A 16,354-nucleotide genomic window follows, 5' to 3' on the forward strand; every position below is an offset into this window, starting at 1 on the left:
TCGCTACTCGCTACTCGCTTAGTGCGGATCTTCCGACCAACCATCGCTATCTGACATATCTGGTGCGCCAGCGATGCTGTTCTCTTCGTCTGCCCATTCACCGAAATCAATCATCTGACATTGCTTGCTGCAAAACGGGCGGTGCGGGCTTTGTTCGCCCCATTCAACGTCAGCATTACATTGAGGGCATTTAACGATGGTGATTTTCTTCGACATAGTGATTCTTAATTTGAAGGTGTAATAATAGTGAGTTTAGGCTCGAGTGAGGACTCAAGCCAAACTATAAAAGGAAATTAATTAGGTGCAGATTGCCAATTCAAATTCGATGTCTTGAGTACAGGCTTGCCCAGTTTCAAAGCTCATGAACTTAACAGCAAAGCGGTTCTTGTGACCGGAGATCATCGGGTAGGCACCGTATTGCATCGGAATAGAAAGACGAAGGATATTCGCTTCATCGGCATCGCTCTGGAAGAAGCCAGCACGAGCGATTTGCTCTTTGAAGTGACCCGTCTCTCTGGTGAGCTTCAACCACAGTGTTAGCGCTTCATACAGAGGCTGTAGGCTATCCATCCAAGCTTTGGCATCTCGCATTCTCTTATCGAGAGGAAGGTGCAGCCAATAATGCAGTGCGGGCAGATCAAAGCAGCATGAACCACCTGGAAGATTAAAGCGTTGGCGAATTGCACTTAGGAAGCGGTCTTCTTTAAGTGACTGGCCAAAACGCTCTGCCTGCATCAGATCACGATAGATGTTACCAATGTCATTAAGTAGTGATGTCAGCATCTCTTGATCGACACCTTCAACATCCAACCAACTTTTGTAGGTTACACGTTGCTTCTCAATATCTTTTGCGAGTTCGCTCTTGAGTTGGATCTGTTCGAAGATTTCAATCAGATCAAAGATGGAACGGAAAAAGAGTTGATACTGTTGAGCATCGGAAAATGTAGAAGACAAGTGTAGCTGCCTCAAGAGTGATTCGACTCTTAAGTAGATGCGTGTTTTCTCATTTAGAGGATGTTCAAATTTATGGGTGATCATCGAGCAAACCTTCATTCAACATAGTTCTATTCTGACCCATCTACTGTACTGATTGCCAGATACTTTTGATGTAAATCTGTGATTTGAGGCAAAAGTTCTTGGTTTTTAGTATGGTTTTTAATCACGTCATCTGCAACCGCTAAGCGCTGTTCTCTTGAAGCTTGTGATTTTAAAATTGCGGCAACCTGTTCCTTCGAAACATTGTCACGACTCATTGTGCGTTCTATTTGCACTTCTGTAGGCACATCAACGATTAAAACGCGATCGGCCATGCCTTGCATTTGGTTTTCAACCAATAGCGGTGCGACTAATAAAGCATAAGGGGATGTGACTTTAGACAGGTCACTGTCAATTTTGTCGCGGATCATGGGATGAAGAAGATCATTGAGCCATTGTTTTTCGGTGGGATCAGAGAAGATTACTTCGCGCAGTTTAGCTCGGTTTAGCATGCCATCTTCAAGCAATATGTCTTCGCCAAAATGAGCGGCGATCTGTTTTAGGCCTTCGCTGCCCAATGCCACTACTTCGCGTGCCACGATATCAGCATCGACAATATCAATATTGAAATGCTGATTGAATAGGTTGGCTACCGTGGTTTTGCCACTGGCGATACCACCACTTAATCCGATAATGATTGCCATGGTTAAATTCCTAGTACAGAAGTGAAATACCAGCCCATGATGTCGTTGCCCCACATCAAGCTTACCCAACCCGCAATCGCAAGGTAGGGCCCAAATGGAAAGGCTTTATCTATGCCTTGCTGTTTCAAGCGAAGTTGAATCAAACCAAACACAAGGCCAACAAGCGAAGATAAAAGGATGATCATCGGTAGGTGCTGCCAACCAAGCCATGCGCCAAGCGCAGCCAGGAGTTTGAAGTCACCGTAACCCATGCCTTCTTTGCCTGTCAGTAGTTTGAACAACCAATAAACAGACCACAGAGCCAGGTAGCCAGCCATTGCGCCAACCACAGAATCTTGCAGCGATACTGGGCTGATATTAAACAATGCTAAAGCGATACCGGACCATACTAAAGGCAAGGTGATTTGATCGGGTAACAGCATGGTATCGAGATCGATAAAGGTCGCGGTAATCAGTGCGAAGGTGAAAAAAATCAAAGCAATGGCGTAGTAACTGAAACCAAAGTGGCTAGCAACCATTGTGCAAAGTATTGCGGTAAGCAGTTCGACCAAAGGGTAGCGAGCACTGATTGGATTAGCGCAGCTGTGGCACTTACCCTTTAAGAGCAACCAGCTTAACACTGGGATATTGTCGACGATTCTTAATTGGGTTTTGCATTTCGGGCAGGTTGAACGAGGAATGCTGAGATTGAACTTTCCCTCTGGCGCTGGAATTTTATATTGAGAGAAATATTCCGAGCACTCTTGTTGCCATTCGCGTTCCATCATAATCGGTAAACGGTGTATGACTACGTTGAGGAAGCTGCCGATAAGAAGGCTAAAAATGAAAGCTAATACGGGGAATAGCCAAGGATAGTAGTGAAATACTTCCATAGTGTCCTTTACCACTTAATCAAGGTGAGCAGAGATTGCTGCTCATGGGTGTTTAGTTGCTTTAACTATCCTAACACACTCATAAGATTAAAGATCGGTAAGTACATCGCAACCACAAGCCCGCCAACAACCGTTCCCAAAAATACGATGATCAATGGTTCTAAAATTTTGCCTAAATTGTCGACGGTGTTGTCTACTTCAAACTCGTAAATGGAAGCGACTTTATTGAGCATATCATCAAGGTTGCCCGACTCTTCACCAATCATCACCATCTGCAACACCATTTCAGGGAAGGCATTGGTATTGCGCATCGCGATATACATCGGCATGCCTGCTGCGGTTTCTCGGTGAACCTCAATGATTGCTGATTCATAATGTAGGTTGCCTGCGGTTTTGGCTGTGGTTTTTAGGCTCATTAAAATAGGAATACCGGAACTAAAGCTTGTTGATAAGGTTCGGCTGAATTTGGCTATTGAGGCTTTCGCTAATACGCCACCGAGAACAGGGAAACGCAATCCTAGCCGACTGACAGACAGTCTGAACGAGTGGGAGCGCTGGCATAGTTGGTAAATAATCAGAACAACAAGCCCGATGCCTACAGCCGTATAAAAACTGTAAGCCTGCATCCAATGGGAAAGGTGGAGTACCTGCTGAGTAAACCAAGGTAAGTCTGCACCAAAGCCTGAAAACATAGATTCAAATTCGGGGATTACCATGGTTAGCATTAGGTAGGAGACAGTTAGTGCAACAATGACCACCATCGCTGGGTAGATCAGTGCTTTTATAACCTTAGACTTTAACTGTTCACTCTTTTCTCGATAAGTTGCCAAGCGTTCGAATACTTGCGCTAGATTACCGGAAAGTTCGCCCGTCGCGACTAAGTCGGTGTAGAGATCATCAAAGTGACGGCTTGCGGTTCGCATCGCTTTTGAGATCGGAGTTCCGGCTTCTACACCTTTGCAGATGTGCGATAAAATTGATTTCATTTCAGCTTTGCGGTGATTGTCCGACACCAACTTGATGGCTTGTACGATAGGCACACCAGTGGCCAGCATGGTAGCAAGCTGCCGAGTCAAAATAGTGATGTCTTTGGCTTTTACTCTATGGGTTAAACGAGTGACGGCTGAAATACTTTTCTTTTTGATTTTCTTAATCTGAATATGCTGTTCTTTGAGCTTTTCTCGTACTTCCAATTCGGTGAGCGCTAACGTTTGCCCAGACACTTTCTTGCCTGAGCTGTTAATGCCTTTCCAGTGATAGCTTTTTAATTGTGATTGTTTGGACTTGCTACTCATTGGTGATCCATTAGTTTATATGTACAGAACACGTTGCAGTTCTTGATAGCTGGTGGTGCCTTCAAGCAATTTATCTAGCCCCGACTCTTGCAGAGTTCTCATGCCTTCTCGGCGAGCCAAGTTTTCAATGGCCAACGCGTTCGGTTTGTCGATTAGGCTGCTTTTCAGTTGATCGCTAAACGGCATCACTTCATAGATACCCACTCGCCCCGAATAACCCTGGTTACACTCATTGCAACCTTTAGGACTCGGTTTGTAGATGGTTTGGCTGTTAGGAATGGAGTGACGCAGGAATATGTCTGGCGAGTCGTCATTTTCTTTGCAGTGGTTGCATAATCGTCTTGCCAGTCGTTGGGCGATAATCAAACTCAATGATGAAGCGAGGTTAAAGGGTTCTATACCCATATGTGCGAGTCGGGTGACGGTTTCTGCGGCGGAATTCGTGTGCAGTGTCGAAAGTACTAAGTGACCCGTTTGCGATGCTTTGATCGCGATTTCTGCCGTTTCCAAGTCGCGGATCTCTCCAACCATCACCACATCAGGGTCTTGTCGTAAAAATGATCGCAGAGCTTCCGCAAATCCAAAGCCGATCTTAGGCGTCACTTGTACCTGATTGATACCACATAGGTTAATTTCCACCGGATCTTCGGCTGTTGATATGTTGCGTTCAGTTGTGTTGAGCACTCGAAGGCCAGTATATAGGGAGACGGTTTTTCCGCTGCCGGTAGGCCCTGTCATTAAGATCATCCCTTGTGGGCGTTTCAGGGCATCGAGGTAGAGTGCTTTTTGATCTTCGGTGTAACCTAACTTATCGATATCTAGATTGGCCGCGCTGCTATCAAGCAGTCGCAGTACGATCTTTTCACCCCACAAGGTCGGCAGCGTTGATACACGCATATCAATCGCTAAGTCGTCATTTAGACGCAGTTTAATACGACCGTCTTGAGGCAAGCGGCGTTCAGCGATATCAAGCTTGGCGAGGATCTTTAAGCGAGCTGATAGACGACGACTTAAGTGAGAGGCGGGTTGCTGTATTTCAACAAGGATGCCATCGCAACGCAGGCGTACTCGGTAGCGCTCTTCATAAGGTTCGAAGTGGATGTCTGATGCACCTTTGCGTACCGCATCGACCAGTATCTGATTGATAAAGCGGCTGACAGGGGAATCGTCTTGGCTAAGATCTTCAATCGACGCTATCTCATCGTCAGACACTTCAACTAGATTGGCGAGTTCGTCTTGAGTGATCTCTTTGCGTTTAGAGTCTTGTCCAGAAATCGAACGGCCATACAGCTTTCGTATTGCGCCTTCTAATTCAGAGTAGTTGGCGACAACCAATTCAATCTGTAATCCGGTCGCAAATCGAAAGTCATCTTCCGCTTGTAAATCGGTCGGGTCGGCAGAGGCGAGTGTGAGAGTCGAGCTAGAGACTGAAATCGGGATAGCACTATACTTGGTAATCAGTTCTCGAAGTCCTAGTTGGTCACATAAGGTCTCATAGTCAGTATTGGCAAGTTGTACTAACGGTAAGCCGAAGATGGTTTTAATGTTGTTTGCTAAGGAGTCGCCGCTGAAGAAATCTAGAACGAGCAAAGCTTCAGGTGTTGAAATACCTGAAGCTTGTACATGTTCCGCCACGGCTTGTTCTTGAGTCAGGCTGAGTAAGTCGGCCTGACGTAGAACGGTTGGGAGGTTGGTTAGCACTTATGAGCAACTATCAATTGTCGGTAAATTACTTACACCGGCTGATGCTGCAGCGCATGTCCAACCTGTGTCAGTTCTTGAATAAGAGAGATAGGCGCTACTAACTGAACTATTAGCTCCGAATAGAAATTTTAGTGTGTTTTCACCTGAAACACTGATAGTACCTAAAACGTTTGAGCTTGCCGATATACCTAATTCACTAACCGAAGTACCGGATGCTAATTTACCATCTTCTTGGTAGATTAGTTCTGCTGGTGTTAGTAGGGCTTTCATGGTTGCTACTGCTGCTGCGACTTCACTTTTCGCAACATAGTTTTTATATGCAGGTATTGCAATCGCCGATAATGCTCCAATGATAGCTACTACGATCATCAATTCAATCAGCGTAAAGCCTTTCTGATTCGTTCTTTTGTTCTTGTTATTCATTCTTCTCATTCCATTCTTTAGTTTGTTTCAGTGCAAGCACAAGATGGTAGAGAGAATAGAAGTCGAGGTGGGGAAGTGGAATGGTGTTCAGGCGCGGTCGCGAGTGGTTTGGTGTTTATTGGTGTAGTGTTTCATATAGCAAGCAAAATTATGCGATCAGCTTAAATAACTGCTTGAAATACTGATAATTCAGGCAATAAACAAGGCACCGTTATAAACAGTGCCTTCACATAAATTATTTACTATTCAGTTAATTACGCTTTAAATCTCATGGATAGGTCCATCGCTTTTAGGTGCTTAGTTAGTGCGCCTACCGAGATATAATCAACGCCCGTTTCAGCAAACTCTGCAATGGTATCTAGCGTCACGTTGCCAGAGTTTTCTAGCGCAGCACGTCCAGCGTTGATTTTCACAGCTTCACGCATCATGTCTGTGGTGAAGTTGTCTAGCATGATGATGTCTGCACCAGCGCTGATCGCTTGCTCTAGCTCTTCTAGGCTCTCTGTTTCTACTTCTACTGGTTTACCTGGGTTCAGCTCTTTTGCAGTAGAGATAGCCTTCTCAATGCCACCACAAGCGATGATGTGGTTTTCTTTGATTAGGTAAGCATCGAAAACCCCAATACGGTGGTTGAAACCGCCGCCACAAGCGACTGCGTATTTTAGTGCGCTGCGCAGGCCAGGTATCGTTTTACGAGTATCTAACAGGCGGCACTCTGTGTGTTTGATTTTGTCCGCGTAGGTAGCCGTCGTAGTCGCACAACCAGATAGCGTTTGAATGAAGTTCATTGCGTTGCGCTCACCCGTTAATAGCGCGCGTGCTGGACCTGTTAAGGTACAAAGTGTTTGGTTTGGTTCAACCTTGTCGCCATCTTCTACATTCCACTCGATAGTCACTTCACCGCCCAGTTGCTTAAACACTTCATCAGCCCAAGCTTTACCACAGAACACACCGTGCTCACGAGTAATGATGGTTGCGCTGTTGATTGCGTCTGCTGGGATTAGACTTGCTGTGATGTCAGCCGCTGGATCTAACGTGCCACCTAGGTCTTCTTTGATAGTCTCGGCTACTGCACGAGTGATCTCTAGAGGCAGTTGCTCTTTTAAGTAGTCAAGGCGTTGGTGGCTGTTATGTGTGTTTTTCATCGCAAATCTAATCTTGAAAGGGAGTGGGAATGGAATGATACTCTTGCTTAACTTCAAATTAAAGAGGCTAGCGCGACTGCTCTATGGGCAAGGTCACATCTTATTGTGCTAGCAGAAAAGAAAGTGAGACCAAGATGACGATCAGCTCCAACGGATGGTACGACAACGCTCGGCATGTTCCTTCTCCGTATTTTGATGCTCGACCGAGTGCCGACGATATTTCTCTGCTGGTGGTTCACAACATTAGCTTGCCTCCGGGTCAATTTGGTGGGCCTTACATAGAACTGTTTTTTACGGGCAAACTCGACCCGAAGGAACACCCGTTTTTTAAGGTGATTCACCAAATGGGCGTGTCGGCGCACTGTTTGATTCGTCGCGATGGGGAAGTGGTGCAGTTCGTTTCTTTCTTAGACCGAGCTTGGCATGCTGGCCAGTCGAGTTTTGCAGGGCGTGAAAGGTGCAATGATTACTCTATTGGTATTGAACTGGAAGGTAGTGACTTTGTAGCTTATAGCGAGCAGCAGTATCAAGCGCTTAGCCAATTAACAGAAACGCTCGTATCGACGTTTCCTCAAATCACCAGTGAGCGTATCACTGGCCATCAATATATAGCGCCTTTGCGTAAAACTGACCCTGGCTTGGTGTTTGATTGGCAGAAGTTTAAAAAAAATCTCAAAGCTTAAGCCTCAGTTTTTGACGATGGGCTTACCGCTGGTGGGCGTTGAATAGTCAACGCCTGGCATAATGACTTGTGAATTTTTGTTGTTGCGATGTAAAGAAAGTGGTGGAGAGAAGCGCATCAATAAATTGAGAGTGTGACGAACTTATCAAACACTCATTTATTAAAACTTATGAACAGAATTTCCACCCTAAATGTGCGCTTGGTTCGATTTTTAAACGAGTGACACTAATCTTTCTGAAACAATTCATTTTTATCCTGAAACTTTCTAGCAAGAACACTCCCCAAAAGTATTACCCCTGTAAATGGTAAGACCAATTTGGTTGCTGTTTTAAATTTCATTTGTTAAATCATGGTTAATTCACGCTGTATTCTATGATGCAGGTCAATTTTAGGCTGGACAGTGTCGTTTTAATTATGTTAATTTCTGCCCAACTTAAAATTGGTATTACCAATTGTCAGCGAAGAAAAAGAAGAACAACAAACTATGGCTTATCAAAGGATTCGTCAGCCAAAACTCTCCGATGTTATCGAACAAGAGTTAGAAAGGTTGATAGTGGAAGGAACACTGGCTCCAGGGCAGCAGCTGCCGCCTGAGCGCGAACTGGCGAAACAGTTCGATGTGTCTCGTCCTTCGATCCGAGAAGCGATACAACGTTTAGAAGCAAAACGCTTGCTTACTCGCCGTCAAGGTGGAGGTACGTTTGTTAGCGAAAATATCTGGAAAAGCTTTTCAGATCCTTTGCTTAATTTGTTGTCGTCCCATTCTGAAACCCAACTAGACTTGTTGGAATCGCGTCATGCGATGGAAGGGATTTCGGCTTACTTCGCGGCATTGCGTGGAACCGATGAAGACTTTGCTCGTATTCAAGCCTGCCAAGAAAAAATTCACGGCGCGCAAGAAAAGGGTGATATTGAAGCCGAATCTGCAGCGGTGATGGCTTTTCTTATTGCTTTAACAGAGGCAGCGCACAATGTGGTGTTATTGCACATTGTTCGTAGCTTGGCTCCGTTACTCGAACAAAACGTCTTAGAGAATTTAAAGCTGTTGCATCGTCGTAAAGACGTTGTGGAGAAAGTGAGTATACATCGAGCTAACATTGTAGATGCGATCGTTTCAGGACAGCCAGAACAGGCACGTGAAATGTCACACTCTCATTTAGCTTACATCGAAGAAACATTGATGGATTTGACCAAAGAAGAGTCGCGCCGCGAACGTTCTTTACGTCGAATTCAACAGGGTAAATAGCCGTAATACTTCGGCTATTTACGTGTTTAGTAGAATCCAACTAACAAAAAGGATAGATCGCCATGTCTGACATGAAGCATGACGTTGATGCTCTGGAAACTCAAGATTGGTTAGAAGCTCTTGAGTCAGTAGTACGTGAAGAAGGTGTAGAACGTGCACAGTTTTTACTAGAACAAGTTCTAGATAAAGCGCGTTTAGATGGTGTTGATATGGCTACAGGCATCAACACAAACTACATCAACACAATTCCAGCAGCACAAGAGCCAGCTTACCCTGGTGACGTAACTCTTGAGCGTCGTATTCGTTCGATTATTCGCTGGAACGCAATCATGATCGTATTGCGTGCTTCTAAGAAAGACCTAGACCTTGGTGGTCACATGGCTTCTTACCAGTCAGCAGCAGCGTTCTACGAAGTATGTTTCAACCACTTCTTCCGTGCTCCAAACGAGACAGACGGTGGCGATCTAGTTTACTACCAAGGTCACATCTCTCCAGGTATCTACTCTCGTGCATTCGTTGAAGGTCGTCTAACTGAAGAACAGCTAGATAACTTCCGTCAAGAAGTTGATGGTAAAGGTATCCCTTCTTACCCGCACCCGAAACTGATGCCTGAGTTCTGGCAGTTCCCGACAGTATCTATGGGTCTTGGCCCTATCTCTGCTATCTACCAAGCGCGCTTCCTTAAGTACCTTGACGGCCGTGGCCTGAAAGAAACTTCAGCGCAACGCGTATACGCGTTCCTAGGTGACGGTGAGATGGATGAGCCAGAATCACGTGGTGCTATCTCTTTCGCTGCGCGTGAGAAGCTAGACAACCTATGTTTCCTAATCAACTGTAACCTACAGCGTCTAGACGGCCCTGTAATGGGTAACGGTAGCATCATCCAAGAACTTGAAGGCCTATTCAAAGGTGCAGGTTGGAACGTTGTTAAAGTTATCTGGGGTAGCAACTGGGATTCTCTACTAGCTAAAGACACTACTGGTAAGCTTCTTCAACTAATGAACGAAACTATCGATGGTGACTACCAAACATTCAAATCTAAAGATGGCGCATACGTACGTGAGCACTTCTTTGGTAAGTACCCAGAAACAGCTGCACTAGTTGCAGACATGACTGATGACGAAATCTTCGCTCTTAAGCGTGGTGGTCACGATTCTTCTAAACTGTTTGCTGCATTCAACAATGCTAAAGAGACAAACGGTAAGCCAACTGTAATCCTAGCTAAGACTGTTAAAGGTTACGGCATGGGTGATGCAGCTGAAGGTAAGAACATTGCACACGGTGTTAAGAAAATGGACATGACTCATGTTCAACACCTACGTGATCGCCTAGGCCTAGAAGACATCCTTTCAGATGAGAAGATCGCTGAACTTCCTTACCTGAAATTGGAAGAAGGTACGCCTGAGTACGAATACATGCACGCTCGTCGTAACGCTCTACACGGTTACACACCTGCACGTCTTCCTAAGTTTACTCAAGAGTTCAAGGTTCCTGAGCTAGACGCATTCGCACCTCTACTAGGTGAACAGAAGCGTGATATCTCTACAACTATGGCTTATGTACGTACGCTAAACATCCTTCTTAAAGATAAGAACATTGGTAAGAACATCGTTCCTATCATCTGTGATGAAGCTCGTACATTCGGTATGGAAGGTCTATTCCGTCAGGTTGGTATCTACAACCCACACGGTCAAGAATACACACCTGAAGATAAAGGCATCGTTTCTTACTACAAAGAAGCAACATCTGGTCAAGTTCTTCAAGAAGGTATCAACGAGCTAGGTTCTATGGCTTCATGGGTTGCAGCGGCAACTTCATACAGCACGAACGACCTACCAATGATCCCGTTCTACATCTACTACTCTATGTTCGGTTTCCAACGTATTGGTGACATGGCATGGCTAGCAGGTGACCAACAAGCTCGCGGCTTCCTACTAGGTGCTACAGCTGGTCGTACAACACTGAACGGTGAAGGTCTACAGCACGAAGATGGTCACTCGCACATCCAAGCGAACACTATCCCGAACTGTATCTCTTACGACCCAACGTTCGCTTACGAGCTAGCAGTAATCATGCAAGACGGTATCCGTCGCATGTACGGTCCTGAGCAAGAGAACGTTTACTACTACCTAACAGTAATGAACGAGAACTACGCAATGCCAGCAATGCCAGAAGGCGCTGAAGAAGGCATCCGTAAGGGTATCTACAAGCTTGAATCTCACGCTGGTGCTAAGGGCAAAGTTCAACTAATGAGCTCTGGTACTATCATGAACGAAGCGCGTAAAGCGGCTGAAATTCTAAGCGAAGAGTACGGCGTAGCATCTGACGTATTCTCAGTAACGTCGTTCAACGAACTAACTCGTGACGGCCAAGCGGTAGAGCGTGACAACATGCTTCACCCAGAAGCTGAAGAGAAAGTACCGTACATCACGACTGTTCTTGGTAAAGAACCTGCAATCGCAGTGACTGACTACATGAAGAACTACGCTGAGCAAGTACGTGCTTACATGCCAAGCGAGTCTTACAAAGTACTTGGTACTGATGGTTTCGGCCGTTCTGACAGCCGTGCAAACCTACGTCGTCACTTCGAAGTTAACGCTGGCTACATCGTAGTTGCAGCTCTAACTGAACTGGCTAAACGTGGTGATATCGAGAAATCTGTAGTTGTTGAAGCAATTGCTAAATTCGATATCGACACTGAAAAAACAAACCCACAATACGCTTAATACAGCGCTTAACTAGAAGGTAAATAAGCAATGGCAATCGAAATTAATGTACCTGACATCGGTGCGGATGAGGTTGAAGTTACTGAGATTCTTGTAAGCGTTGGCGACAAGGTTGAAGAAGAACAGTCTCTGATCACTGTTGAAGGCGACAAAGCTTCTATGGAAGTTCCAGCGTCTCAAGCAGGTATCGTTAAAGAAATCAAAGTAGCTGAAGGCGATTCAGTTTCTACTGGTTCTCTAATCATGATTTTCGAAGCCGAGGGTGCAGCTGAAGCTGCACCTGCTCCAGCAGCAGAGGCAGCTCCAGTAGCCGCTCCTGCAGCGGCAGCAGCGGCAGCAGCGGCAGAGCTTAAAGAAGTTCACGTTCCAGATATCGGTGGCGACGAAGTAGAAGTTACTGAAATCATGGTTGCTATCGGTGATTCAGTAGAAGAAGAGCAATCTCTTCTAACTGTTGAAGGTGACAAGGCTTCAATGGAAGTTCCTGCACCATTCGCTGGTACAGTTAAAGAAATCAAGGTCGCTTCTGGTGACTCAGTTTCTACTGGTTCTCTAGTAATGGTATTCGAGGTTGCTGGTTCAGCACCTGCAGCAGCTCCTGCTCCAGCGGCGGCAGCACCAGTTGCAGCGGCTCCAACAGCATCAGCTGAAAAAGAAGTAAACGTTCCAGACATCGGCGGTGACGAAGTTGAAGTTACTGAAGTAATGGTAGCGGTTGGCGATACAGTAGAAGAAGAGCAATCTCTAATTACTGTTGAAGGCGACAAAGCTTCAATGGAAGTTCCTGCACCATTCGCTGGTACAGTTAAAGAGATCAAGATTGCAGCTGGCGACAAAGTGTCAACTGGCTCTCTAATCATGACTTTCGTCGTGGCCGGCACTCCGGTTGAAGGCGCAGCTCCAGCTCCTGTTGCAGCACCTGCACAAGCAGCAGCTCCAGCGGCGGCACCTGCACCTAAAGCTGAAGCTCCAGCGGCAGCTCCTGCAGCTGCAGACGACTTCCAAGAAAACGGTGAGTACGCACATGCGTCTCCGGTTGTTCGTCGTCTAGCTCGTGAGTTCGGTGTAAACCTAGCGAAAGTTAAAGGTACTGGTCGTAAGAGCCGTGTACTAAAAGAAGACGTTCAGTCTTACGTTAAAGATGCACTTAAGCGTCTAGAGTCTGGTGCTGCGGCATCTGGCAAAGGCGGTGACGGCTCTGCACTTGGTCTACTACCATGGCCAAAAGTTGACTTCAGCAAGTTCGGCGAAACTGAAGTTCAGAAGCTTTCTAAGATTAAGAAGATCTCTGGCGCTAACCTGCACCGTAACTGGGTAATGATCCCTCACGTTACACAATGGGACAACGCAGACATCACTGAGCTAGAAGCATTCCGTAAAGAACAGAACGCAATCGAAGCGAAGAAAGACACTGGCATGAAGATCACTCCACTTGTGTTCATCATGAAAGCTGTTGCTAAAGCGCTAGAAGCGTTCCCAGCGTTTAACTCTTCTCTTTCTGAAGATGGCGAAAGCATCATTCTTAAGAAGTACGTAAATGTGGGTATCGCTGTTGATACACCAAACGGTCTAGTTGTTCCTGTCTTCAAAGACGTGAACAAGAAAGGCATTTACGAGCTATCAGAAGAGCTAATGGCTGTTTCTAAGAAAGCACGTTCTGGTAAGCTAACAGCGGCAGACATGCAAGGCGGTTGTTTCACAATCTCTAGCCTTGGTGGCATCGGCGGTACTGCATTTACGCCAATCGTAAATGCTCCAGAAGTAGGTATCCTAGGTGTATCTAAGTCTGAAATTAAGCCAGTTTGGAATGGTAAAGAGTTCCAGCCACGTCTTCAGCTTCCACTATCTCTATCATACGACCACCGTGTGATCGATGGTGCTGAAGGTGCACGCTTCATTACTTTCCTAAACAGCGCACTATCTGACATTCGTCGTCTAGTACTGTAATTGAGAAAGTAATTATTAAGGTGGCTTTCGGGTCACCTTAATTCTTTATATAAAGACTATTTTTAGAGAACAGTTCCCGCTTTTCTCATAAAGCGAAAGGGAAGTGTTGTCTAGCTCACAGGCTAACTTAAAGCTACTTTCACACTGTTAACATCTCTGTAAAATGTTGGCTGTTTGAAAGCCCAATAATTTTAAGAACATCTACTCAGCCTGTTAGGGATAATGACTACAAGAGGTCACAATGAGCAAAGAAATTAAAGCCCAAGTTGTTGTACTTGGTTCAGGTCCTGCTGGTTACTCAGCTGCATTCCGTTGTGCGGATTTAGGTCTAGAAACAGTACTAGTTGAACGTTACAGCACTCTTGGTGGTGTATGTCTAAACGTTGGTTGTATTCCATCAAAAGCACTTCTTCACGTTTCTAAAGTAATCGAAGAAGCGAAAGCGATGGCAGAGCACGGCGTTGTATTCGGCGAGCCACAAACGGACATCAACAAGATCCGTATCTGGAAAGAAAAAGTAGTTGATCAACTAACTGGCGGTCTTGGCGGTATGGCTAAGATGCGTAACGTTACTGTTGTTAACGGTTTCGGTAAGTTCACTGGTCCTAACAGCATTCTTGTTGAAGGCGAAGGCGAAGCAACAACTGTTAACTTCGACAACGCAATCATTGCTGCGGGTTCTCGCCCAATCAAACTTCCTTTCATCCCACATGAAGACCCACGTATTTGGGATTCTACGGATGCACTAGAACTAAACGAAGTACCTGAAAAACTGCTTATCATGGGCGGTGGTATCATCGGTCTTGAAATGGGTACGGTTTACCACTCTCTAGGTTCTAAAGTAGACGTAGTTGAGATGTTCGACCAAGTTATCCCTGCTGCGGATAAAGACATCGTTAAAGTCTTCACTAAGCGTATCAAGAACAAGTTCAAGCTAATGCTTGAGACTAAAGTAACTGCAGTTGAAGCGAAAGAAGACGGTATCTACGTTTCAATGGAAGGCAAGAAAGCACCAGCTGAAGCTGAGCGCTACGATGCTGTTCTTGTTGCTATCGGTCGTGTTCCAAACGGTGCACTTATCGATGCTGAAAAAGCAGGTATCGAAGTTGACGAGCGTGGCTTCATCAACGTTGATAAGCAAATGCGTACAAACGTTCCTCACATCCACGCGATCGGTGACGTTGTTGGTCAACCAATGCTTGCTCACAAAGGTGTGCATGAAGGTCACGTAGCTGCTGAAGTTATCTCTGGTAAGAAGCACTACTTCGACCCTAAAGTAATCCCATCAATTGCGTACACTGAGCCGGAAGTTGCTTGGGTAGGTAAGACTGAGAAAGAAGCGAAAGCGGAAGGCCTAAACTACGAAGTGGCGACTTTCCCTTGGGCTGCTTCTGGTCGTGCAATCGCTTCTGACTGTGCAGATGGTATGACTAAGATGATCTTCGATAAAGATACTCATCGCGTAATCGGTGGTGCTGTTGTTGGTACTAACGGTGGTGAGCTTCTTGGTGAAATCGGCCTAGCAATCGAAATGGGTTGTGACGCAGAAGATATCGCTCTTACTATCCACGCTCACCCAACTCTACACGAGTCTGTTGGTCTTGCTGCGGAAGTATTCGAAGGTTCAATCACTGACCTTCCAAATAAGAAAGCAGTGAAAAAGAAAAAGTAAATACTCTTCATACTTGAAGCCGCAGCGTTGTTAACTGCGTAAGTTCACCCTAATCACATAGTAAATCTATGCTCATAGGGCTGAACTTACTTGTTGCCTAGCTGCAACTCCAATTATTTTGAGCATATCTAGATTATAAAAGCCGCTGATTCGTCAGCGGTTTTTTTATGTCTGAGGTAAAGAGCAGTAACGTTTCACTCCGAGATGCGAGTACGCTGCGCTCCGGGATACGAAGAGCGAGTGCTAAAAACAAAAAAGGATTGACGCAATACGCCAATCCCTAAGTTTTTTTCGAAGACCGAATTTCAAATCTATTTATAAATGCACAGCATGTTCAAATAGCTATCCGTTAAGCTTGAAAGCTCTTCTGGCGTTTCTACACGTTTCGCTTGGATGAATAGCGAGTAGCAAATGCCGTGGAATAGATTCGCTAGATGTTTAGGGTCGTGATCGTCACAGACTTCGCCGCGTTCAATCGCTTTGCTAAACATGTTTTGTACTAACATTTGGTTAGTGCGGTTCGTTGTTACGAATAGCGGCCATACTTCATCACGAGTCGAAGCGCTCCATTCAAACCATACATTTAACCAATGGCTATCTTGAGCCACTAACGTCACCATTTCAGTCGCAATATTATGTAGGTTTTGTTTTGCGTGAATATCCAGATCGATATTGTCTGAAAGGAAGTTAGAGAATTGGCGTACAACGTGATTTAGTACTTCATCAACCAGATCTTCACGGGTTGGGAAGTAGTTAAATACCGTTGCGACAGACACCTGAGCGATGTCTGCAATATCAGCGTGTCCACCACGACCGATGCCGCGGCGAGAGAATACCTCAAGAGCGATTTCCATCAATTGAAGTTTTCTTTTTAAAGGTGAAAGCCTAGTTCTAGGTCTCTTAGATATTGAGTCCATTTTATTTTCCTTGCCAACGAAATTTTTATATTAATGATTTTATTAT

General features: G+C 45.3%; 14 protein-coding genes. 5 read left to right on the forward strand and 9 right to left on the reverse strand.

Annotated features, from left to right (window positions below; genetic code table 11):
- Positions 1-18: 18 nt before the first annotated feature.
- From yacG to nadC, 8 genes are all read right to left on the reverse strand, one after another.
- A complete protein-coding gene (yacG, locus tag AB4517_RS07180) occupies positions 19-216 on the reverse strand; it encodes a DNA gyrase inhibitor YacG (protein WP_004735515.1) in 198 nt (65 codons plus the stop codon).
- Between the two features lie 81 nt (positions 217-297).
- A complete protein-coding gene (gene zapD, locus AB4517_RS07185; protein WP_017063237.1) occupies positions 298-1,038 on the reverse strand; it encodes a cell division protein ZapD in 741 nt (246 codons plus the stop codon).
- Positions 1,039-1,064: 26 nt separating this feature from the next.
- The gene (coaE, locus tag AB4517_RS07190) at positions 1,065-1,679 is read right to left on the reverse strand and encodes a dephospho-CoA kinase (protein WP_372098718.1); all 615 of its coding nucleotides are present in this window, start codon (positions 1,677-1,679) and stop codon (positions 1,065-1,067) included.
- Positions 1,680-1,681: 2 nt separating this feature from the next.
- A complete protein-coding gene (locus AB4517_RS07195; protein ID WP_017063238.1) occupies positions 1,682-2,551 on the reverse strand; it encodes an A24 family peptidase in 870 nt (289 codons plus the stop codon).
- A gap of 65 nt (positions 2,552-2,616) precedes the next feature.
- On the reverse strand, positions 2,617-3,846 hold the full coding sequence (locus tag AB4517_RS07200) for a type II secretion system F family protein (RefSeq protein ID WP_136977806.1): 1,230 nt from the start codon (positions 3,844-3,846) through the stop codon (positions 2,617-2,619).
- Positions 3,847-3,861: 15 nt separating this feature from the next.
- Entirely contained in the window at positions 3,862-5,547 is a 1,686-nt protein-coding gene (gene pilB, locus AB4517_RS07205; RefSeq protein WP_372148118.1) for a type IV-A pilus assembly ATPase PilB, read from the reverse strand.
- Positions 5,548-5,973, reverse strand: a complete 426-nt coding sequence (locus AB4517_RS07210) for a pilin (RefSeq protein WP_372148119.1) — start codon at positions 5,971-5,973, stop codon at positions 5,548-5,550.
- A 254-nt stretch (positions 5,974-6,227) separates the two neighbouring features.
- Positions 6,228-7,118, reverse strand: coding sequence for a carboxylating nicotinate-nucleotide diphosphorylase (gene nadC / locus AB4517_RS07215; protein WP_372056204.1), 891 nt, complete (start codon positions 7,116-7,118; stop codon positions 6,228-6,230).
- An 83-nt stretch (positions 7,119-7,201) separates the two neighbouring features.
- Here nadC and ampD point away from each other — a divergent pair, with 83 nt between their 5' ends.
- From ampD to lpdA, 5 genes are all read left to right on the forward strand, one after another.
- The gene (gene ampD / locus AB4517_RS07220) at positions 7,202-7,801 is read left to right on the forward strand and encodes a 1,6-anhydro-N-acetylmuramyl-L-alanine amidase AmpD (RefSeq protein WP_017059444.1); all 600 of its coding nucleotides are present in this window, start codon (positions 7,202-7,204) and stop codon (positions 7,799-7,801) included.
- Positions 7,802-8,284: 483 nt separating this feature from the next.
- Positions 8,285-9,046, forward strand: coding sequence for a pyruvate dehydrogenase complex transcriptional repressor PdhR (gene pdhR / locus AB4517_RS07225; RefSeq protein WP_136973772.1), 762 nt, complete (start codon positions 8,285-8,287; stop codon positions 9,044-9,046).
- A gap of 62 nt (positions 9,047-9,108) precedes the next feature.
- Positions 9,109-11,772, forward strand: coding sequence for a pyruvate dehydrogenase (acetyl-transferring), homodimeric type (aceE, locus tag AB4517_RS07230; RefSeq protein WP_065584923.1), 2,664 nt, complete (start codon positions 9,109-9,111; stop codon positions 11,770-11,772).
- 30 nt (positions 11,773-11,802) lie between these two features.
- A complete protein-coding gene (gene aceF, locus AB4517_RS07235; RefSeq protein WP_372148120.1) occupies positions 11,803-13,719 on the forward strand; it encodes a pyruvate dehydrogenase complex dihydrolipoyllysine-residue acetyltransferase in 1,917 nt (638 codons plus the stop codon).
- Between the two features lie 241 nt (positions 13,720-13,960).
- Positions 13,961-15,391, forward strand: a complete 1,431-nt coding sequence (gene lpdA, locus AB4517_RS07240) for a dihydrolipoyl dehydrogenase (RefSeq protein WP_372148121.1) — start codon at positions 13,961-13,963, stop codon at positions 15,389-15,391.
- Between the two features lie 311 nt (positions 15,392-15,702).
- On the opposite strand, the gene AB4517_RS07245 is transcribed toward lpdA, so the two are convergent.
- On the reverse strand, positions 15,703-16,308 hold the full coding sequence (locus AB4517_RS07245) for a LuxR/HapR/OpaR family quorum-sensing transcriptional regulator (RefSeq protein WP_019824386.1): 606 nt from the start codon (positions 16,306-16,308) through the stop codon (positions 15,703-15,705).
- Positions 16,309-16,354 lie beyond the last annotated feature (46 nt).

It is taken from the genome of Vibrio sp. 10N.222.52.C3, assembly GCF_041474195.1.
Classification (GTDB): Bacteria; Pseudomonadota; Gammaproteobacteria; order Enterobacterales; family Vibrionaceae; genus Vibrio; species Vibrio crassostreae_C.

Coding starts and splice junctions, on each gene's coding strand:
- coaE (WP_372098718.1), bottom strand. CDS start 1,679: ATGGCAATCATTATCGGATTAAGTGGTGGTATCGCCAGTGGCAAAACC.
- zapD (WP_017063237.1), bottom strand. CDS start 1,038: ATGATCACCCATAAATTTGAACATCCTCTAAATGAGAAAACACGCATC.
- nadC (WP_372056204.1), bottom strand. CDS start 7,118: ATGAAAAACACACATAACAGCCACCAACGCCTTGACTACTTAAAAGAG.
- pdhR (WP_136973772.1), top strand. CDS start 8,285: ATGGCTTATCAAAGGATTCGTCAGCCAAAACTCTCCGATGTTATCGAA.
- ampD (WP_017059444.1), top strand. CDS start 7,202: ATGGGCAAGGTCACATCTTATTGTGCTAGCAGAAAAGAAAGTGAGACC.
- aceF (WP_372148120.1), top strand. CDS start 11,803: ATGGCAATCGAAATTAATGTACCTGACATCGGTGCGGATGAGGTTGAA.
- AB4517_RS07195 (WP_017063238.1), bottom strand. CDS start 2,551: ATGGAAGTATTTCACTACTATCCTTGGCTATTCCCCGTATTAGCTTTC.
- AB4517_RS07200 (WP_136977806.1), bottom strand. CDS start 3,846: ATGAGTAGCAAGTCCAAACAATCACAATTAAAAAGCTATCACTGGAAA.
- lpdA (WP_372148121.1), top strand. CDS start 13,961: ATGAGCAAAGAAATTAAAGCCCAAGTTGTTGTACTTGGTTCAGGTCCT.
- aceE (WP_065584923.1), top strand. CDS start 9,109: ATGTCTGACATGAAGCATGACGTTGATGCTCTGGAAACTCAAGATTGG.
- AB4517_RS07245 (WP_019824386.1), bottom strand. CDS start 16,308: ATGGACTCAATATCTAAGAGACCTAGAACTAGGCTTTCACCTTTAAAA.
- AB4517_RS07210 (WP_372148119.1), bottom strand. CDS start 5,973: ATGAATAACAAGAACAAAAGAACGAATCAGAAAGGCTTTACGCTGATT.
- yacG (WP_004735515.1), bottom strand. CDS start 216: ATGTCGAAGAAAATCACCATCGTTAAATGCCCTCAATGTAATGCTGAC.